The 19,723-nt window shown below is 74.8% G+C and carries 17 protein-coding genes; 11 read left to right on the top strand and 6 right to left on the bottom strand.

Annotation, left to right across the window (positions count from 1 at the left end):
* Positions 1-54 precede the first annotated feature (54 nt).
* The gene (locus AB0D08_RS24085; RefSeq protein WP_033820047.1) at positions 55-732 is read left to right on the top strand and encodes an SIMPL domain-containing protein; all 678 of its coding nucleotides are present in this window, start codon (positions 55-57) and stop codon (positions 730-732) included.
* Positions 733-775: 43 nt separating this feature from the next.
* Here the strand turns inward: AB0D08_RS24085 and AB0D08_RS24080 are convergent, their stop codons facing one another.
* Positions 776-1,435 (bottom strand): zinc ribbon domain-containing protein, encoded by a 660-nt coding sequence (locus tag AB0D08_RS24080; protein WP_033820046.1) that lies wholly within the window; start codon positions 1,433-1,435, stop codon positions 776-778.
* Positions 1,436-1,645: 210 nt separating this feature from the next.
* Between AB0D08_RS24080 and AB0D08_RS24075 the strand changes: the two genes are divergently transcribed.
* A complete protein-coding gene (locus AB0D08_RS24075) occupies positions 1,646-1,918 on the top strand; it encodes a hypothetical protein (protein WP_359891463.1) in 273 nt (90 codons plus the stop codon).
* Positions 1,919-1,947: 29 nt separating this feature from the next.
* Here the strand turns inward: AB0D08_RS24075 and AB0D08_RS24070 are convergent, their stop codons facing one another.
* Positions 1,948-2,679 (bottom strand): FCD domain-containing protein, encoded by a 732-nt coding sequence (locus AB0D08_RS24070; protein WP_199520316.1) that lies wholly within the window; start codon positions 2,677-2,679, stop codon positions 1,948-1,950.
* Positions 2,680-2,941: 262 nt separating this feature from the next.
* Between AB0D08_RS24070 and AB0D08_RS24065 the strand changes: the two genes are divergently transcribed.
* The 5 genes from AB0D08_RS24065 to AB0D08_RS24045 are packed head-to-tail and all read left to right on the top strand — an operon-like array spanning position 2,942 to position 8,685.
* Positions 2,942-4,489: an amino acid permease gene (locus AB0D08_RS24065; RefSeq protein ID WP_051812213.1), complete on the top strand. Its 1,548-nt coding sequence runs from the start codon at positions 2,942-2,944 to the stop codon at positions 4,487-4,489.
* Positions 4,486-5,844, top strand: coding sequence for a glutamine synthetase family protein (locus AB0D08_RS24060; RefSeq protein ID WP_359891461.1), 1,359 nt, complete (start codon positions 4,486-4,488; stop codon positions 5,842-5,844). The genes AB0D08_RS24065 and AB0D08_RS24060 overlap by 4 nt, the downstream gene beginning before the upstream one ends.
* Positions 5,841-6,542: a gamma-glutamyl-gamma-aminobutyrate hydrolase family protein gene (locus tag AB0D08_RS24055; RefSeq protein WP_359891458.1), complete on the top strand. Its 702-nt coding sequence runs from the start codon at positions 5,841-5,843 to the stop codon at positions 6,540-6,542. The genes AB0D08_RS24060 and AB0D08_RS24055 overlap by 4 nt, the downstream gene beginning before the upstream one ends.
* Positions 6,539-7,912 (top strand): aldehyde dehydrogenase family protein, encoded by a 1,374-nt coding sequence (locus AB0D08_RS24050; protein ID WP_033820042.1) that lies wholly within the window; start codon positions 6,539-6,541, stop codon positions 7,910-7,912. The genes AB0D08_RS24055 and AB0D08_RS24050 overlap by 4 nt, the downstream gene beginning before the upstream one ends.
* A complete protein-coding gene (locus AB0D08_RS24045) occupies positions 7,909-8,685 on the top strand; it encodes a 3-oxoacyl-ACP reductase (protein WP_033820041.1) in 777 nt (258 codons plus the stop codon). The genes AB0D08_RS24050 and AB0D08_RS24045 overlap by 4 nt, the downstream gene beginning before the upstream one ends.
* Positions 8,686-8,776: 91 nt before the next feature.
* Here AB0D08_RS24045 and AB0D08_RS24040 read toward each other — a convergent pair whose 3' ends face one another.
* Together AB0D08_RS24040 and AB0D08_RS24035 are read right to left on the bottom strand one after the other, a co-directional pair.
* The gene (locus AB0D08_RS24040; RefSeq protein ID WP_033820040.1) at positions 8,777-9,142 is read right to left on the bottom strand and encodes a hypothetical protein; all 366 of its coding nucleotides are present in this window, start codon (positions 9,140-9,142) and stop codon (positions 8,777-8,779) included.
* A gap of 150 nt (positions 9,143-9,292) precedes the next feature.
* A complete protein-coding gene (locus AB0D08_RS24035) occupies positions 9,293-13,027 on the bottom strand; it encodes a SpoIIE family protein phosphatase (RefSeq protein ID WP_359891454.1) in 3,735 nt (1,244 codons plus the stop codon).
* A 195-nt stretch (positions 13,028-13,222) separates the two neighbouring features.
* On the opposite strand from AB0D08_RS24035, the gene AB0D08_RS24030 reads away from it, so the two are divergent.
* Positions 13,223-14,173: a pseudouridine synthase gene (locus AB0D08_RS24030; RefSeq protein WP_359891451.1), complete on the top strand. Its 951-nt coding sequence runs from the start codon at positions 13,223-13,225 to the stop codon at positions 14,171-14,173.
* A 189-nt stretch (positions 14,174-14,362) separates the two neighbouring features.
* Complete coding sequence (locus AB0D08_RS24025; RefSeq protein WP_033820038.1) at positions 14,363-14,863, top strand: DUF1877 family protein; 501 nt, start codon at positions 14,363-14,365, stop codon at positions 14,861-14,863.
* Between the two features lie 16 nt (positions 14,864-14,879).
* Here the strand turns inward: AB0D08_RS24025 and AB0D08_RS24020 are convergent, their stop codons facing one another.
* The gene (locus AB0D08_RS24020) at positions 14,880-16,469 is read right to left on the bottom strand and encodes an ATP-dependent DNA ligase (RefSeq protein ID WP_359891449.1); all 1,590 of its coding nucleotides are present in this window, start codon (positions 16,467-16,469) and stop codon (positions 14,880-14,882) included.
* Positions 16,470-16,609: 140 nt separating this feature from the next.
* On the opposite strand from AB0D08_RS24020, the gene AB0D08_RS24015 reads away from it, so the two are divergent.
* Complete coding sequence (locus tag AB0D08_RS24015; RefSeq protein WP_033824128.1) at positions 16,610-16,822, top strand: DUF6480 family protein; 213 nt, start codon at positions 16,610-16,612, stop codon at positions 16,820-16,822.
* Positions 16,823-16,910: 88 nt separating this feature from the next.
* Entirely contained in the window at positions 16,911-18,425 is a 1,515-nt protein-coding gene (locus tag AB0D08_RS24010) for a M1 family metallopeptidase (RefSeq protein ID WP_359891445.1), read from the top strand.
* Positions 18,426-18,450: 25 nt separating this feature from the next.
* Here AB0D08_RS24010 and AB0D08_RS24005 read toward each other — a convergent pair whose 3' ends face one another.
* A complete protein-coding gene (locus tag AB0D08_RS24005; RefSeq protein ID WP_359891442.1) occupies positions 18,451-19,656 on the bottom strand; it encodes an NAD(P)/FAD-dependent oxidoreductase in 1,206 nt (401 codons plus the stop codon).
* Between the last annotated feature and the right edge of the window lie 67 nt (positions 19,657-19,723).

The raw sequence follows: 19,723 nt of genomic DNA, 5'->3' as shown, positions 1-19,723 counted from the left end.
GCTCCGGGACCGCCTTGGGGCCCGCGTCCGCCCGCCGGATGGAAGACTGCGGCCATGGACTCCCCACAGCAGCCGACCGTCGCCGTACGCGGCGAGGCCGAGCTCGACGTCGAACCGGACCTGGCCGTCGTCCACCTGACGGTCCAGGCGCAGGACAAGGACCGCGGGCGCACCGTGCGGCTGCTGGCGCAGCGGCTGGACGCCGCCCGCGCGCTGCTGGCCGGATACGGCGACGCGGTGGAACGCACCGAGAGCGGCGCGGTCTGGGTCAACCCCGAACGGCCCGGTTCCAAGCGGGCCGTGGAGAAGGTCACCAGCTACCGTGGCAGTGCGCAACTGCACGTCACCGTGGTCGACTTCGAGGTGCTGGGCGAGCTGGTGGGCGCACTTGCCGGGCTGGAGCAGGCCACCGTCGCGGGCCCGCGGTGGGAGCTGCGCCGGGACAACCCCGCGTACCGGCAGGCCCGTACCGAGGCGGTCGAGGCCGCGGTCGAGCGGGCCCGCCAGTACGCCGCCGCGCTCGGCTCCGGGCTCACCGGCCTGCTGTCGCTGGCCGACCAGGGGCTGGGCGGGGCGGACCCGTACCCGGCGCCCGGGGGCGCGCAGACCCGTGGCGCGGTCGTGTACGGCTACGCCCAGGAGAGCCCCGAACTGGACCTTCAGCCGGCCCGGCAGACCGTCCGGGCGACGGTCGAGGCGCGTTTCACGCTGCGCCCGCCCGACCTGTCCTGACGGGCCGCCGACGCTTGGGGTGCCGGAGCGCCGGGCCGCCGGCTCAGCGCCTGGTGCCGCAGGCGGGGCAGAAGGCGGCGCCGTCCGGCAGCTGGGCGTGGCAGCCGGTGCACTGTGCGGTCTGTGCCAGCCGGTTGCCGCAGCCCGGGCAGAACGGTGTGCCGTGGGTCTCGGCGCGGCAGTGCGGGCAGACCAACTGCCTTGGCGCGGTGACGTCGTAGGCCTGGCCGGTCTGCTGGCCGTACGCGTAGGCCTGCTGCGAGACCATGTCGTTGAGCCCGCGCTGCTGGGCCGCGACCGCCTCGGCGGCGGTGTCGGGGGAGCAGCGCAGGCACAGGCCCTGGGCGGTGTTCCAGCAGCGGCCGCAGACGTAGTCGGTGCAGCGGCCGCAGCGGTTGAAGTGGTGCTGGGCGTTGGCGATGGCGCGCTGGAAGGCGGAGTCCCGGGAGCTGCCCCAGTTCGCCCCGGCCAGGCCGTCGGCGGCGCCGGTGATCCCGTTGGTCGCGCTGCCGCCGATCAGGTTCCAGGCGGCGCCGACGCCCTTGTTCAGCCAGCCCGCCACCTGTCCTGAGGTGAACGCCTCGAACGGCGAGCGCCAGGTGTCGTGGCACCGCTGGCAGGAGAACTCGAACTGGAAGCCGGCGCCGGTGCCGTGCTGCTCGCTGAGGTCGCGGTAGTTGTGGCTGAAGTAGATCTCGGTCATGGCGTCCCCCCACAGAGGTCGTCTCGTCCTGCGCGGCCGTTCGGGCGGCTGCCCGGTGCCCTCCCGGCACAGCGGCCCGTCCCGGCGGGTGGAACACCGCGGGAAGGGAGCACGCTGACCTCTACATCACTGTAGAGTCAGCTGGCGGGGCAGCACAAAGGCCCCTCGATCAACAGTCGGGTAACGATCACCCGGCCCTGGGGGAGAGCGATGGCAGACCGTCAGCGACCGGCCGGCCGGACGGCCCGGGCGGCCGCCGAGGCCGGCTGGCGGCCGCCGGAGGCCGAGGTCACAGCGGTGTACCAGCCCGTCGAGGTGCTGGCCGAGGACGGCACCTGGGCGCTCGGGCGGATCAACGCCTGGTGGCGGCCACAGGACGGGCCGGCCTGGTGCCGGGTACGGATTCTGCGGGCCCGCACGGCCCCGCGGTGGATACCGTTCGATCCTGAGCGGCTGGTCCTGCTGCCGGTCGGCGGGGTCTGAGCGCCACCCGCCGGTGAGCCCCGGCGGGCTCAGCCGAGGAAGGCGCGCAGCAGCGCGGCGGTGGCCTCCAGGTGCTCCTCGGTGGCCCGGCGGGCGGCGGCCGGGTCCCCGGCCAGGATGGCGCGGGCCATCGCGCCGTGCTGCTCGGAGGCGTGGTCGATGTTGCGGCCGAGCATCGGGATGGCGTTGAGCAGATCGTTGAGGCGGATCCGGGCCTCGGTGATGCTGGCGGCCAGCGAGGGGGAGCCGGTGAGTTCCCCGATGGCGAGGTGGAAGCGCGAGTCGCACTGCCGGTACTCCTCGGGGCTGGCCCCGTCCGCGTCGGCGAGGCGCTGGAGCAGGTAGCGGCGCTGCTCCTCGCCGAGGTCGCGCCGGGCGGCCTGCTCGGCGGCGCCGGTCTCCAGGACCAGGCGGAAGGTCAGCGCGTCCTCGAGTTCGGCGCCCAGGTCCTCGGCGGCGCGGCGCAGTTCGCCGACGTCGGGGGCGGGCAGCCGGTAGGTGACGAAGGTGCCGCCGTAGCGGCCGCGGCGGGACTCGACGTACCCGGCCTGCTGGAGCGAGCGCAGGGCGTCGCGCAGGGTCTCGCGGCTGACGCCGAGGCGGGTCGCGAGGTCGCGCTCGGCGGGCAGCCGGTCGCCGTGGCCGATCACGCCGAGCTTGATCGCCTGGAGGATCCGTTCGACCGTCTCCTCGAAGGCGTTGCCGGTGCGCACCGGCCGGAAGACGGTGCCTAGCTGGGGGTCCAACACTGCCTCCTCCACGCGGGAATCGTACTCAGCCGCGGGCCGGATCCAAGGGGGGATCCCCCTTGACGCCGAGGTTGCCGGGGGTGAACGATGCTCCGCACAGCCCAATGGTCTGCTTCCAGGCCATTGAGCGCAAGGAGGGCGCACCACGAAGACGTGGGCGCGCGTGTCGGTCCCGCCTCAATCCCCAGGGGTGCGCATGACTTCCGAACACCAGGCCGGTCCCCACTCGGCCGAGCAGACTGCCAGACCGGTGTTTCCGGCCGGTACCACCACTGTGTCCGACCCCGCCGAGCTGTCCGAGGACGAACGCCGGCTGCGCGAACTCGGCTACACCCAGGAGCTCGCCCGCTCGATGTCGGGCTTCTCCAACTTCGCCGTCTCCTTCTCGATCGTCTCCATCCTCTCCGGCTGCCTCACCCTGTACGGGATGGGCATGAACACCGGCGGACCCGCCATGATCACCTGGGGCTGGCCGCTGGTCGGCCTGATGACGCTCTGCGTCGGCCTCGCCATGGCGGAGATCTGTTCCGCGTACCCGACCGCCGGCGGGCTCTACTACTGGGCCGCCAAGCTGGCCAGGACCAAGGGCCCCGCAGCCTCCTGGTTCACCGGCTGGTTCAACTTCATGGGCCAGGTGGCTGTCACCGCCGGCGTCGACTACGGCGCGGCCTTCTTCACCAACGCCTTCCTCGACCTGCAGTTCGGCTTCGCCGCCAGCACCGGCCACACCGTCGAGATCTTCGTGGTGATCCTGCTGCTGCACGGCCTGCTGAACACCCGCGGCGTCAAACTGGTGGCCCTGCTCAACAGCGTCAGCGTCTGGTGGCACCTGGTCGGCGTCGCCGTCATCGTCGGCGCGCTCGCCCTGCTGCCCAGCCACCACGCCTCCGCCTCCTTCGTGTTCACCGAGTTCGTGAACAAGACCGGCTTCTCCAACGGCTTCTACGTCGGCATGCTCGGCCTGCTGCTGGCCCAGTACACCCTCACCGGCTACGACGCCTCGGCCCACATGACCGAGGAGACCCACGACGCGGCCCGCTCCGGACCCCGCGGCATCGTCAACGCCATCGTGGTCTCCCTGGTGGCCGGCTGGATCCTGCTGCTCGGCATCACCTTCGCCATCCAGGACTACGACGGCGAGATCGCCAGCTCCACCGGTGTCCCGCCCGCCCAGATCTTCATCGACGCGATCGGCACCACCGGCGCCAAGCTGCTGCTGCTGATCGTGATCGGCGCCCAGTTCTTCTGCGGCATGGCCTCGGTCACCGCCAACTCCCGCATGATCTACGCCTTCTCGCGGGACGGCGCGCTGCCCGGCGCCCGGCTCTGGCACCGGATCAACCCCCGCACCCAGACGCCCACCAGCGCGGTCTGGCTGGCCACCGGCGGCGCCCTGATCCTTGCCCTGCCGGTGCTGTGGAACACCACCGCGTACGCCGCCGTCACCTCGATCTCGGTGATCGGCCTCTACATCTCCTACGTGATCCCGGTCTACCTGCGGCTGCGCCAGGGCGACGCCTTCCCGCGTGGTCCCTGGCATCTGGGCCGCTGGAGCAGGATCATCGGCTGCGTCGCGGTCGGCTGGACGGCCGTGATCACCGTGCTGTTCATGCTGCCCACCGTCAGCCCCGTCACCGCCCTCAGCTTCAACTACACCCCCGTCGCGGTCGGTGTGGTGCTCGGGTTCGCCGGCCTGTGGTGGCTGGTGTCGGCCCGGCACTGGTTCACCGGCCCCCGCATCCAGGACGCCCCCGCCCCCGGCAGCCAGGAACTCCCGGACCACCACGGCGCCCCGGCCGACGAATTGGAGACCCCCCGATGACCGCCGCCCGGCTTACCCTCGACCGCCTGCAGGCCATGGTCGCGCAGGGCGAGATCGACACCGTCGTGCTCGCCATGACCGACATGCAGGGCCGCCTCCAGGGCAAGCGGGTCGCCGCCGAGTACTTCCTCAGCGACGTGGTCCCCAACGCCGCCGAGGGCTGCGGCTACCTGCTCGCCGTCGACATCGACATGAACACCGTCGACGGCTACCAGATCTCCTCCTGGGACAGCGGCTACGGCGACCTCGTCCTCACCCCCGACCTCGACACCCTGCGGCCGGTGCCCTGGCACCCCGCCACCGTCATGGTCCAGTGCGACGTCCACCACCACGACGGCCGCCCCGTCAGCGTCTCCCCGCGGCAGATCCTGCGCCGCCAGCTGGAGCGGCTCGCGGCCTACGGCTGGAGCGCGTACGTCGGCACCGAGCTCGAGTTCATCGTCTTCCGGGACAGCTACGAGCAGGCCTGGGACAAGGCGTACCACGGCCTCACCCCGGTCAACCAGTACAACGTCGACTACTCCATCCTCGGGACCTCCCGGGTCGAGCCGCTGCTGCGCCGGCTGCGCAACAGCATGGCCGGCGCCGGGCTCACCGTGGAGTCCGCCAAGGGCGAGTGCAACCTCGGCCAGCACGAGATCGCCTTCAAGTACGCCGATGCGCTCACCACCTGCGACGACCACGCGGTGTACAAGACGGGCGCCAAGGAGATCGCCGCGCAGGAGGGCGTCAGCCTCACCTTCATGGCGAAGTACAACGAGCGCGAGGGCAACTCCTGTCACATCCACCTCAGCCTGCGCGACGAGCAGGGCCGACCGGTGATGGCCGGTGACGGCCCGAACGGCTTCTCCCGCACCATGGAGCACTTCCTGGCCGGGCAGCTCGCCTGCCTCGCCGACTTCTCCCTGCTGCTCGCCCCCACCGTCAACTCCTACAAGCGGTACGTACCAGGCAGCTTCGCCCCCACCGCCGTCGCCTGGGGCCGGGACAACCGGACCTGCGCGCTGCGGGTGGTCGGCCACGGCCCGTCGCTGCGCTTCGAGAACCGGGTCCCCGGCGGCGACGTCAACCCGTACCTGGCGACCGCCGCGCTGATCGCCGCCGGCCTGTACGGCATCGAGCACCAGCTGCCGCTGGAACCGGAGTTCACCGGAAACGCGTACGCCTCCGACGCCCCCCGGGTACCGTCCACGCTGCGCGACGCGGTGGACGCCTTCGAGCGCAGCGAGGCCGCCGCCGAGGCCTTCGGCAAGGACGTCGTCGGCCACTACACCCACGCCGGCCGCACCGAACTGGCCGCCTACGACGCGGCGGTGACCGACTGGGAGCGGCGCCGCGGATTCGAGCGGCTGTGACCGTGCGACCCCTGATCGGCATCACCAGCTACCTCGACGAGGCCGCCTGGAGCGTCTGGCGCCAGCGCGCCGCGGTCCTGCCGCAGACCTACCTGGACGCCGTCTCCCGGGCCGGGGGCACCCCCGTCCTGCTCCCGCCCCAGGGCGGCGGCGTCGAGCGGCTGATCGGCGCACTCGACGGCCTGCTGCTGGCCGGCGGCTCCGACGTCGACCCGGCCAGGTACGGCGCCGAGCCGCACCCGCGTACCGGCCCGCCCCACCGGGCCCGGGACGAATGGGAGTTGGAGCTACTGTCGGCCGCGCTCGAGCGCGACCTGCCGGTGCTCGGCATCTGCCGCGGCCTGCAACTGCTGAACGTCGCGCTCGGCGGCGACCTGGTCCAGCACCTGCCGGACGAGACCCACCAGCGGCTGCCCGCCGAGTTCGTCCGCCAGGGCGTCCTGGTCCGCCCGGAGAGCCGGCTCGGCGAGATCCTCGGCCCCACCGCCCAGGTCAACTGCTACCACCACCAGGCCGTCGGCCGCCTCGGCACCGGACTGCGGGCCACCGCCTGGAGCGCCGACGAGAGCGTCGAGGCGCTCGAACTGCCCGACCGCGCCTTCGCGGTGGCCGTGCAGTGGCACCCCGAGACCGACCCGGACGACCCGCGACTGTTCGACGCGTTCACCGCGGCCAGCTGCAAGGAGGCAGCCCGATGACCGAACCCGACCGCTACCACGTGCTCAACCCGGCCACCGAGGAGGTGATCACCACCCTCGAACTGGCCGGGCTCGCCGAGACCGACGCGGCGATCGCACGGGCCAAGGCGGCCTTCGACGGCTGGCGCAAGGTCGCCCCCGCCGACCGGGCCCGGCTGCTGCGCGCCTTCGCCGCCGCCGTCGACGCCGACCGCGAGCGGCTCGCCGCCACCGAGGTCGCCAACGCCGGGCACACCATCGGCAACGCCCGCTGGGAGGCCGGCAACGCCCGCGACGTGATCGAGTACTACGCGGCCGCCCCCGAGCGGCTGTTCGGCCGGCAGATCCCGGTCGCCGGCGGCCTGGACGTCACCTTCCAGGAGCCGCTCGGCGTGGTCGGCGTCATCGTGCCGTGGAACTTCCCGATGCCGATCGCCGCGTGGGGCCTGGCCCCGGCCCTCGCCGCCGGCAACACCGTCATCGTCAAGCCCGCCGAGCTCACCCCGCTCACCGCGCTGCGCCTGGGCGAACTCGCCCTGCAGGCCGGCATCCCCGAGGGCGTGCTGCAGATCCTGCCCGGCCGCGGGCCGGTGGTCGGACAGCGCTTCGTCACCCACCCGGACGTCCGCAAGGTGGTGTTCACCGGCTCCACCGCCGTCGGCAAGTCCATCATGGCGGGCTGCGCGGAGCAGGTGAAGCCGGTCACCCTGGAACTCGGCGGCAAGAGCGCCAACATCGTCTTCGCCGACGCCGACCTCGCCAAGGCCGCCGCCACCGCGCCCTACGCGGTCTTCGACAACGCCGGGCAGGACTGCTGCGCCCGCTCGCGGATCCTGGTCGAGGAGTCCGTCTACGACGACTTCATGGCACTGCTGGAGCCGGCCGTGCACGGCGTGCGGGTGGGCGACCCGGCCGACGAGAAGACCGAGATGGGTCCGCTGATCTCGGCCGCGCACCGGGCCAGGGTGGCCGGCTACGTCCCCGACGGCGCCCCGGTCGCGTTCCGCGGCAGCGCACCCGAGGGCCCCGGCTTCTGGTTCCCGCCGACCGTGCTGGCGCCGGTGGGCCACGACGACCGGGCGTTCACCGAGGAGATCTTCGGCCCGGTGGTCACCGTGGTGCCGTTCCGCGGCGAGGACGACGCGCTGCGGATCGCCAACTCCACCGAGTACGGCCTGTCCGGCTCGATCTGGACCAGTGACGTCGGCCGCGCGCTGCGGGTGGCCCGCGGGGTGGAGGCGGGCAACCTGTCCGTCAACTCGCACTCCTCGGTGCGCTACTCGACGCCGTTCGGCGGCTTCAAGCAGTCGGGCCTCGGCCGGGAGCTCGGCCCGGACGCCCTCAACGCCTTCACCGAAACCAAGAACGTCTTCATCTCCACGGAGGAATGATCACCATGACGAAGCGACTCGACGGCCGGGTGGCGGTCATCACCGGCGCGGGCAGCGGCATCGGCCTGGCCACCGCCAAGCGGTTCGCCGCCGAGGGGGCCAAGGTGGTCTGCGTCGACCTCGACGAGGAGCGCGGCGCCAAGGCCGCCAACGAGGTCGGCGGCCTGTTCATCCAGGCCGACGTCACCGACGAGGCGGCGGTCGAGGCGATGTACCAGCAGGCCGTCGACCACTACGGCAGTCTGGACATCGCGTTCAACAACGCCGGCATCTCCCCGCCCGACGACGACTCCATCCTGACCACCGGCCTGGAGGCCTGGAAGCGGGTCCAGGAGGTCAACCTGACCAGCGTCTACCTGTGCTGCAAGTACGCCATCGGGCACATGCAGCGCCAGGGCAAGGGCTCGATCATCAACACCGCCTCGTTCGTCGCGGTGATGGGCGCGGCCACCTCGCAGATCTCCTACAGCGCCTCCAAGGGCGGCGTGCTGGCGATGTCCCGCGAGCTGGGCGTGCAGTTCGCCCGCGAGGGCATCCGGGTCAACGCGCTGTGCCCCGGGCCGGTCAACACCCCGCTGCTGCAGGAGCTGTTCGCCAAGGACCCGGAGCGCGCCGCCCGCCGCCTGGTGCACATCCCGCTCGGCCGGTTCGCCGAGCCGGAGGAGATCGCCGCCGCCGTCGCCTTCCTGGCCAGCGACGACTCCTCGTTCATGACCGCCAACACCTTCCTGGTGGACGGCGGCATCTCCGGGGCGTACGTCACCCCCGAGTAGACCCGCCCGAGCGGACCGGCCGGACCGGCCGGACACGACCGCGGCCGGGCCCCCGCGAGGGGAGCCCGGCCGCAGCCGTACGGTCGGTGACTCAGGCCGCCGAACCCGCGTCACCGCCGACCGCGAGGGCACTGCCGCCGACCGAGCCGGCGTCACCGCCCACAGCCAGGGCGTTGCCGCCGACCGCGGCGGCGTCGCCACCCACCGCGGCGGCCCAGCCGCCGACGGCGGCCGCGTCGCCGCCCACAGCGCCGGCGTTGCCGCCGACCGCGGCGGCGTCACCGCCCACCGCCCCAGCGCTGCCGCCCACGGCGGCGGCGTCGCCACCGACCGCGAACGCGCCGTGCGGATGGTCGGCGTCGGCGTCCATGTGTGCGGCGGCCGTGCCGGCCCCGCCGATCAGCGCGAGCCCGGCGAGGAAGGCGGCGGTGGTGACCTTGGCAATGCTGGAACGCATCGAGTCCTCCTGGTTGGGAAAGGGACGGGACCGATGATCCGGCAGCCGGGGCCGATGGCGTGCGAACCACCCCGCCACCTCACCCGTCCGGCGTAGCGCCGCCGCTGTACCGGCCCAACGCGCCGCGCGCACCCGCCCGGTGGCGGAGGATCAGCGCCGGGCGGCCGAGGGGATCTCCAGCTCGAACCAGACCACCTTGCCCTCGTGGGTGGCCCGGCTGCCCCAGCGGTGCGCCAGGTCGTTCACCAGGTGCATGCCCCGGCCGCCCTCGTCCTGCTCGCGGGCCCGGCGCAGCCGCGGCTCGTGGCTGTCGACGTCGGACACCTCGACGGTGAGCAGCTGGTTGCGGAACAGCCGCAGCTGCACCGGCGCCCCCGCGTGCACCAGCGCGTTGGTGATCAGCTCGCTGGTCAGCAGCTCGGCGTGGTCGCTGAGCGCGCCGAGCCCCCAGTGCTCCAGGGTCCGCCGGGTGAAGCGGCGGGCGTGCCGGACCATCGAGTGATCGCCCGCCAGCGACAGCATCGCCAGCCGGTCGCCGCCGATCGGCCGGGCGTGCGCCATGATCACCGCGACGTCGTCCTGCCCGTTGTGCGCGCCCAGCCGGTCGATCACCTGGTCGCAGGCCTCCTCCAGGGTGCCTCGGCGCGCCGCGACGGTCCGGCACAGCAGGTCCATGCCCTCGTCCAGGTCCTGCCCGCGCCGCTCCACCAGCCCGTCGGTGTACAGCACCAGCAGCCCGTCCTCGGGCAGCGTGAACGCCATGTTCTCGAACGGCACCCCGCCCACCCCGAGCGGCGCCCCCGGCGGCGGGTCCAGCAGCCGGGTGGTCCCGTCGGGGGCGGAGAGCACCGGCGGCAGGTGCCCGGCGCTGGCGGCCGTGCACACCCGGTCCACCGGGTCGAAGACCACGCACACGCAGGTCGCGAACTGGCCCTCGCCGATCGCCGCGGTCGCGTCGTCCAGCCGGCGCAGCACCCGGGCCGGGTCGATGTCCAGGGTGATCAGCGTCCGGGCGACGGTCCGCAGCTGGCCCATGGTGGCCGCGGCCCGGATGCCGTGCCCCATCACGTCCCCGACGATCAGCGCCACCCGGCCGCCCGACAGCGGCACCACGTCGAACCAGTCGCCGCCCACCTCGCTGATCACACTGCTCGGCAGGTACCGGTAGGCGATCTCCAGCCCCGGCGTGTGGTGCACGTCCTGCGGCAGCAGGTTGCGCTGCAGGGTCAGCGCGGTGTCCCGCTCCCGCCGGTACAGCCGGGCGTTGTCGATGCACACCGCGGCCCGGGCCGCCAGCTCCTCCGCCAGCGCCACGTCCGCCGCCGTGAACGGCTCAGGATTGCGGGTCCGGATGAACTCCGCCCCGCCCAGCACCGTCCCGCGCGCCAGCAACGGCACCATCAGGTACGAGTGCACACCCGCCTGGAGGCTCGGCTCCACCCGGTCCGGGTGCGCCACGATCCGCCGCAGCGCCGCCTCGTCCACGTGCGGCACCAGGATCGACCGGCCGCTGCGCAGGCTCTGCGCGTACAGCATCGCCGAGCGGGACGCCTCGCCGACCGCGTCGGCGGCCTTCGCCATCCGCCCGTCCTCGTCCACCTCGCCGACCGCGATGGCCCGCATCAGCACCGAACCGTCCCGGGGCACCGGATCCGCCTCGTCGCCCTGCAGCACCGACTCCAGCACGTCCACCGTGGTGAAGTCGGCGAACCGCGGCACCACCACCTCCACCAGCTCCTGCGCGGTGCGGTGCAGGTCGAGAGTGGTGCCGATCCGGGTGCTCGCCTCGTTCAGCAGCGCCAGGCGCTGCTGCGCCGCGCCCGCAGCCTCCAGCGCCCGCTGGCGCTGCTGGGCCGCGTCCCGCTCCCGGGTGTACAGCAGCGCGTTGTCGATCGACACCGCCGCCCGGGCGGCCAGCTCCGCCGCCAGCGTCAGGTCCTCCTCGTCGTACGCCCGGTCGGTGACGCTGCGGTAGAAGGTCGCCACCCCGACCGCCGCGCCGCGGGCGATCAGCGGCACCACCATCAGCGAGCGCACACCCTGCTCGCGGACCGCGACGGCCCGCTCCCGGTCGTCGTTGAACCAGTTCAGCGCCCGGTCGTCCATCTTCGGCAGGAACACCGGCCGCCGGTGCGCCAGCACCCAGGCGTTCGGCGTGGACGGGTGGAAGCGGTGCACCGAGCCCACCGGCGTCACCGGCGACATCCCGCTGCCCTGCACCGTGTGGTACGCCAGCCTGCGCAGCACCGCCGAACGGTCCGCCCGGCCCGGCCCCGGCCCGGTCGCCCCGCGCACCAGCGCGTCCAGCACCTCCACCACCACCGTGTCGGCCAGCCGGGGCGTGGCCATCTCGGCCAGCTCCCGGGCGGTCTGCCCGAGGTCCAGGGTGGTGCCGATCCGGGCGGTCGCCGTGTTCACCAGCGCCAGCCGGTCCTGCGCCGCCCTCGCCTCGCGCAGCGCCTGCTCCCGGGCCGCGGCGGTCTGCTGCTGGCGCTGGTAGAGCCTGGCGTTGTCGATCGCCACCGCCGCCCGGGCCGCCAGCTCGTCGCCGAGCGTCAGATCCGACTCCCCGAACGGGTCCCGCCCGGCCCGCCGCGAGTACACCACCATGCCCAGCACCGTGCCCCGCGCCACCAGCGGCGTGATCACCACCGGCCGCGGCACGTCACCCAGGTACCCCTTCAACCGCTCCGGCGGCACCTGGTCGGCCAGCAGCGGCAGGTCCCAGGTCGGCATGGTCACCGTCCGGCCGGTGGCCAGCGCCTCGGCGTACGCCGACTCGGGCGGCACCCGGTGCACCGACTCGGTCGGCAGGTCCTGCACCGGGTGGTCCGGGTCGACGGTCGCCACCGCCAGGCGCCGCACCCGCAGCACGTCCGGCGCCGAGGGGTGCAGATCGTTGCCGGTCACCAGGTGCTCCAGCGCGAACACCCCGACCGTGTCGGTCAGCCGCGGCACCAGCGCCTCCGCCAGCTCCCGGGCGGTGCGCCGCAGGTCGAGGGTGGTGCCGATGGACGCGCTGGCATCGGCCAGCACCGCCAGCCGGTCCTGCGCCCGGGCCGCCACCAGCTCGGCGGTGTGCCGCTCGGTGACGTCCACGATGGTGGAGCTGACGCCCAGCACCCGTCCGTCCGGCCGCTGCAGCCGGAAGTAGGAGGCCGACCAGGCGTGGTCGTGCGCCGGATCGCCGGGCGTGCGGCCGTGCGAGCGGGTGTCCACCACCGCGTCGCCGCCCGCCAGCACCTCCCGCATCACCGCCTCGATCTCCTCACCGTTGAGGCCCGGCAGCACCTCGGTGACGGTCCGGCCCAGGTGCTGCTCCACCGGCAGGCCGTTGATCCGCGCCAGCGCGTCGTTGAGCCGGACGAACCGCAGGTCGGTGTCGTACACCGCCATCCCGACCGGCGACTGGGTGAAGAACCCGTCCAGCACCGCGAGGTCGGACTGCAGCCGCCGCACCGCCGTCACGTCCGAGGCCACCGCCAGCACCAGCGGCTGCCCGCCCGGACCCGCGATCGGATGGGTACGGAACTCCAGGATCACGTCATGGCCCGACCGGTGCCGCACCGGGAACACCCCGGACCAGGCCCGGCCCGCGAGGATGTCCGCGAACAGCGCCGTCACCTCCGGCCGCTGCTCGGCCGGCACCAGCAGCTGCGCGGCGGGCGCCCCCACCGCCTGCGCCGCGCTGTATCCGAGCAGCGCCTCCGCGTCCGGGCTCCAGTGCAGGATCCGGCCGTTCTGCGCGATCAGCGCCGTGGCGATCGGGACCGCCAGCAGGCTGTCGGCAGCCTGCCCGCCGCGCCCGGGCCCGCCCGGCTCGGGCGGGACGAGGGAGCGGCGGGTCGGGGGGACGATCCTGTGCTGCTGCTCATTGGTGTCCATCGAGGCACCCGTCCGGAAGTCGGCGTTCCGCCCTGCCATCGTCGCACGGCCGCCGCGGCCCGGCCCAGCCCGGGCCCGGCGCATTCCCCGCCGGGCCCGGGCCGCCGGCCGGCGGCCCGCACGGATTGGGTCCCGGTCCGCCGGGATGGTTGGCTGGGGGCCGGTGCAACGAAGCAGACGGAGGTCGTCCGGCCGATGAGGCGCAAGTCCGGGGTACCCGCGAGCCCCCTCCCGCAACGCCGGGGAGTCGACCCGGTCCGGCTGCGGCTGCCCGCCGACGGCACCTGGCCGACCGCCCTCGCGTACCTGCTGGAGCGCTACGGCGCCGCCGTCGGCGCCGAACGGCTGGCGGCGATGATGGACGGCGGCGAGTTCGTCGCGCTCGACGGCCCGGTCACCGCGCACCGCCCGTACCGGCCCGGCGAGTACCTGTGGTTCCACCGCGAGCTGCCCGCCGAGACCCCCGTCCCGTTCGCCGTCGAGGTGCTCCACCGGGACGAGCGGCTGGTGGTCGCCGACAAGCCGCACTTCCTGGCCACCACCCCGCGCGGGCGGCACGTCACCGAGACCGCCCTCGCCCGGCTGCGCCGTGACCTCGGCCTGCCCCGGCTCAGCCCGGCGCACCGGCTCGACCGGCTCACCGCCGGCCTGGTGATGTTCGTCGCCGACCCCCGGCACCGCGGCGCCTACCAGGGACTGTTCGAACACCGGCTGGTCCGCAAGGAGTACGAGGCGGTGGCCCGCTTCGACCCCGCCCTCCCGCTGCCGCACACCGCCCGCAGCCGGATCGTCAAGGAACGCGGCGAACTCGCCTCCCGCGAGGTCCCCGGCGAGGCCAACGCCGAGAGCCGGATCGAGCTGATCGACCACCGGGCCGGCCTGGCCCGCTACCGGCTGCTGCCGCACACCGGCCGCACCCACCAGCTGCGCCTGCACATGTCCGCCGCCGGGCTGCCCATCCTCGGAGACCCGCTCTACCCCGAGGTGCTCGCCGAACCCGCCCCGGACGACTTCCGCCGCCCGCTCCAGCTGCTCGCCAGGCGGCTGGAGTTCACCGACCCGGTGACCGGCGAGGCACGGCGGTTCGAGAGCCGCCGCCAACTGGCGGCCTGGACCGACCCGCAGGCCTGGACGGCCGGCGTCTGACGGCCGGGGGCCGCCCCCCACGTGCCCTTACCCGGCCTCCGGCCGCGAGGCGCCCCCACCCGGACGCACCGGCGAATCGCCCGAGTGCGGCCCGGTACGAGGGCGCTTCGCCCGGCACACCCCGCCGGGCGCCCACCGCCGCGCGCCGATCCGACGCGAACTGTCGGATACCGCCCCTAGGCTCCGCCCATGGGCATGATCGGCAGGTATCTCCGGCTCGGCGCAGCGGAGTTGGAACGCGCCGCGGACGAGCCGGGCTGGGCCCGGGCGTTCGTGGCCGAGCTGGACGGCGGTGCGGACGGCGCCCGGGCCGGCGGCTGGGCACGTCTGCACGACACCGGGAAGGCCTGGCAGGCGCTCGACTTCCTGCTGCGCCGCCACGGGTTCCCGGTCGACCTCGTGCACGGCGAGGAGGAGCTCCCCGGCGCGGGGGACTGGGGGTACGGGCCGCCGCGCCGGCTCGCCCCGGACCGGGTCCGGACGGCCGCCGACGCCGCCGCGGCGATCTCCCCCGGACAGCTGACCGACGGGGTACGGGCCGCCGACCTCGCCGCGGCCGGGCTCTACCCGCCGAGCCTGTGGACCTCCGAGGACTGCCTGTACCTGCTGAGCGCCGAGTACCGCGCACTGGCCGACTTCCTCAGGGCGGTGGCGGCTCGCCGGCACGGTCTCCTGGTCTGGATCGACTGATGGACCGACCGGGCCCTCAGGCCGGCAGCCCGGTCGCCAGCGCGCGGACCGCGGCCACCGTGTCCGCCTCCTCGGCCAGCTTGTCGTCCCGGTAGCGGACCACCCGGGCGAAGCGCAGCGCCAGGCCCGCCGGGTAGCGCGGGCTGCGCTGGATCCCGTCGAAGGCGATCTCCACCACCAGCTCCGGGCGCACCAGCACGGCGTGCCCGTCCCGGCCGCTCTCGCGGGCCAGCAGCTCGCGGGTCTGCCAGACCAGCAGCTCGTCCGTCAGCCCCTTGAAGGTCTTGCCGAGCATCACCCACGGCGGCAGCCCCGGCTCACCGGCCGCCCGGGCACCCAGGTGCAGGTTGCTCAGGAAGCCGCGGCGCCGGCCCGACCCCCACTCCGCGGCCAGCACCACCAGGTCCAGCGTGTGGTGCGGTTTCACCTTGATCCAGCCGGCGCCGCGCCGCCCTGCCGCGTACGGCGCCTGCGCGTCCTTGACCAGCACCCCTTCGTGGCCGCGGCCCAGCGTCTCGCGCAGGAAGGCCTCGGCCCGCGCCGGGTCCGCGGTCCGCACCGCGGGCACCCGCAGCTCCGCCGGGACGACCCGGGCCAGTTCGGCCCAGCGGCGCTCGGCGGGCAGGTCCAGCAGATCGGTGCCGTCCAGGTGCAGCAGGTCGAAGAAGTACGGCGTCAGCGGTGTCTCGGCGCGCAGCCGGGCCGGGTCCTGCCGGGAGGCCGTGCGGGCGCCGGTGACCTGGAACGGCCGCGGCCGTCCGTCCGGGCCGAGCGCGATGGCCTCGCCGTCCAGGACGGCCGCGCGGACCGGCAGCGCCAGCGCCGCCTCGACCAGTTCGGGAACCCGGGCGGTGATGTCGTCCAGGCCGCGGGTGAAGACCGCCACCTCGGGCCCGTCCCGGTGGACCTGGACCCGGACACCGTCCAGCTTCCACTCCAGGGCGGCCGGACCCTCGATCCGCGCGAGGGCGGCCGCGGTGTCCGGTGCGGCCGCCGCCAGCATCGGCCGCACCGCCCGGCCCACCTCCAGGGTGAAGGCGCGCAGCGCCGGGGTGCCGCCGCCGAGCGCCGCCTCGGCGACCGCCCTGGCCGAGCCGCGCAGCATCAGCGCCCGGCGGACCGCCGCCGCGGGCACCCCGGCGGCCTTGGCGACGGCGTCACCCAGCAGCGCGTCCAGCGCGCCCTGGCGCAGGTCGCCGGCCAGGACCCCGGCGAGGAGTTCCTGCTCGGGGCCGGTCGCCCGGTCGAACAGCTGGTCCAGCTGCCGGCGCCGCCCGGCCTGCGCGCCGGGCCCGTGCACCGCGGCGATCGCGGCCAGCGCCGCCTCCGTCTCCAGCACCCCGAGCGAGGGTGCCGCGGCGGGCGGGGGCAGGTCGCGCAGGGCCGCCGGGCCCACCCCGATCCGCCCGCGCCTCGACTCGCCGGACAGCAGGGCGACCGCCGCCGCGCCCTCGGCCGGTCCGAGCGCGCCCAGCAGTCCGGCCAGCAGCCCGATCTTGGCGTTGCGGGCCGGCTCGGCGGCGACGGCGCGGGACGTCTCGGCGACCAGGTGCAGCACGGCGGCCTCCTCGGGCTGGTCCGGCGGGTCCCCCGGCCGTACGCGCATGCCGGGCATCCCATGCTGGCCGGTCGTCGACTCCCGCGCCTGCCGACGCCCGCGGGTGGCCCCGGCCGCGGGTGCGCGGGAAGCTGGTCGGGAGGCCGCGGCCCGAGCGCCGGGCCGCCGAGCGAGGGCCGGAGGACACCATGACCACTGCCGCACACCCCGCCCGGCCCGTGCCGCGAGGTCCCCGGCCGGCCGAGACGCCGGAAGGCGAGTCGAGCACCAGCCACGAGATCTCCACCCCCGAGGCGCCCGAGCTGCACAACGCCTGGCCGGGCTGGGCCCCGCTGGCGCTGATCTCGCTGGTGGTGCTGGCCTGCGTGCTGTTCATGGTCGGCCGGATCTTCTCGATCTGAGCCGGTCCCCGGGCCGTCCCGTGCTGCCGGTACCCGGCCCGGGAGCCGTCACCCCTGCCGATTACCATGTGTGACGTTCCGACTGCACATGGAAGTGGTGGTTGCGCTGAAATCCTTACGCCTGCTCCCGGCCGTCGCCCTCGCCGCGGCGCTGGTCTGCTCCGCCGCCGGCCCCGCAGCGCCGCTCGACGCCGGGCGGGGACCGGCCGACCCGGTGTACCCGGCGCTCGGCAACGCCGGGTACGACGTGCAGTGGTACGACCTCGCCTTCACCTACCGGGCCGACACCCGGCGGGTGGACGCCACCGCCACCGTCACCGCGCTGACCCTGCGGCGGCTGCCCCGCTTCGAACTGGACGCCGCCGGGCTGGACGTGCGCGCCGTACGGGTCCAGGGCACACCGGCCGCGTTCCGCGCGCACGGCGAGAAGCTCGAGGTGGTGCCGGCCCGCCCGGTGGCGCCCGGCACCCCGATGGCGGTGACCGTCGACTACACGGCCGACCCGCACGCCGCCGGGCCGCACACCGGCTGGGTGCCCACCGAGGACGGGTTCGCCGTCGCCGGCCAGCCGGACGCCGCGCACACCGTCTTCCCGTGCAACGACCGTCCGAGCGACAAGGCCGGGTTCACGGTCAGCGTCACCGCCCCCGACGCCCTGTTCGGCGTCGCCAACGGCTCGCTCGCCGCGACCGTCTCCCAGGGCGGCCTCACCCGCCGCACCTACGTCTCGCGCGACCCGATGGCCTCCGAGCTGCTGCAGGTGTCAGTCGGCGACTACACGGTGGTGCGGCGCACCGGGCCGGGCGGCCTGCCGCTGCGCGACGTGGTGCCCACCCGCCGCGCCGCCGCCACCGAGCCGGCGCTCGCGCTGACGGCCGGCCAGCTCGACTGGCTGGAGCAGCGGCTCGGCCCGTTCCCGCTGGAGACCTACGGGCTGATGCCGGCCGACACCGACGATCCGGCGGCCTTCGACTTCACGGGCCTGGAGACGCAGACCCTCACCGTCTACAAGCCCGCCTTCCTGCTCCAGCCGGAGCAGAAGATCGGCGCGCACATGATGCACGAGCTGGTGCACTCCTGGTTCGGGAACAGCGTCACCCCCACCACCTGGGCCGACCTGTGGCTCAACGAGGGCCACGCCGACTTCTACGGGCTGCTCTACCGCTACGACCGCGGCTGGCCCGACAGCGGAGGCCTCACCACCCTGGACGCCCGGATGAAGGAGACGTACCGCCACGGCGACCAGTGGCGCCACGACTCCGGACCGGTCGCCGCGCCCACCGCCGCGAACCTCTACGACACCCAGCGCTACCTCGGCGGCGCCCTGGTCCTGTACGCCCTGCGGCAGGAGGTCGGCGAGCAGGTCTTCGACCGGATCGAGCGGGAGTACCTGCGCCGCTACCGGGGTGCCGACGCGGGCACCCGCGACTTCGTCGCGACCGCCTCCAGGGTGGCCGGCCGCGACCTCGGCCCGTTCCTGGACGCCTGGCTCTACGGCGACCGCACCCCGCCGATGCCCGGCCACCCGGACTGGGCCACCGGCCCGGCCACCGGGCGGCAGCGGGCCTTTGCCGCGGTCCCCCGCGGCAGCGGCACACTCTGAGGGCGGCACCCGGCGGGCCGCCCGCTCACCGGCCCAGGTCGGCCAGCACCTCCCGGGCCGCCCGCGCGCCGGAGGCGAGCGCGCCCTGCACCGACCCGGTCGCCCGGTGGTCCCCGCAGACGTAGCGGCCCGGCCCGAACCGGGTGGTCCGGCTGAGCAGCAGCGGCACCGGCATCGCCGGCAGCGCCGCCGGGATCCGGTACGTCGCCAGGTGCTCCCAGCCACCCGGGTCGCAGCCGTACAGCTCGCCCAGCCGGGCCCGGACGGCCGGCTCGTCCACCTCGGTGCCCAGCACCGAGGTGGACACCAGCGCCCGGCCGTCGCCGGACAGCCCGGGTGCCACCTGGGAGAGCACCACCGTGTTCAGCACCGGCCCGTCCCGGTCCACCACCAGCGTCGGCTCGGCCAGCGGCGGGCGGGCGGCGGCGTGGTACAGCGTGCTGACCGCCCGCATCGGCGGCACCGCGAGCCCAGGCAGCAGCTGCGCCGCGGTCGCCGGGTCGGTCGCCACCACCACCGCGGGGGCGGCGACCTCGCCGCCGTCGGCGAGCAGCACCCCGTCCCCGGTGAGCTCCGCGACCGGACACTCCGGCCGGACCGGCAGACCGGCCGCCAGCTGCTCGGGCACCGCGCCGATCCCGGTCTGCGGCAGGCACAGGCTGCCGCGCAGCAGGCTGCGCCAGACCAGGTGGAAGAAGCGCCCGGAGGTCTCCAGGCCGTCCTCCAGGAACACCCCCGCCAGGAACGGCCGCAGCAGCGTCTCCACCCCGTGCGCGGAGATCCCGGCCGACCGCAGCGCCGCGTAGGTCGGCGCCTCGCCCGCGCGGCGCAGCAGCGCGGCGGGCAGCGCCGCGTCCCGGGCCCCGAGCAGCCCGAGCGCCGCCAGGTCGCGGGCCGAGGCCAGCTGCCGCAGGCCGGCGGCGTCGCGCGGACGCCTGGTCGGGTCGGCGAACAGCCCGCGCCCGTCCGGCCCGGCCACCAGGAAACCCGGGGTGAACGGGTGCAGCCGCAGCGCGCGCAGCGTCATCCGGCGCCGGACCTGCGGGTAGGAGGTGTTGAACACCTGGAAGCCGCGGTCCAGCCGGAACCCGTGGACCAGATCGGTGCGCATCCGCCCGCCGACCCGGTCCGAACCCTCCAGTACCAGGACCCGCAGGCCGCCCGCCACCAGGTCCTGCGCACAGGCCAGGCCCGCCAGGCCGGCCCCGACCACCACGGCGTCGACGGTCACGGCCGCGCACCTCCTCCGCTCGCCCGGCGGGCCTACCCGCCGCGGTGGGCCGCGCCGCCCGCGGCCC

Origin of the sequence: Kitasatospora sp. NPDC048540, assembly GCF_040651175.1 — a bacterium.
Lineage (GTDB): Bacteria > Actinomycetota > Actinomycetes > Streptomycetales > Streptomycetaceae > Kitasatospora.
The sequence above is the reverse complement of the archived record's forward strand: the minus strand, read 5'-3'. Positions and strand labels throughout refer to the sequence as shown.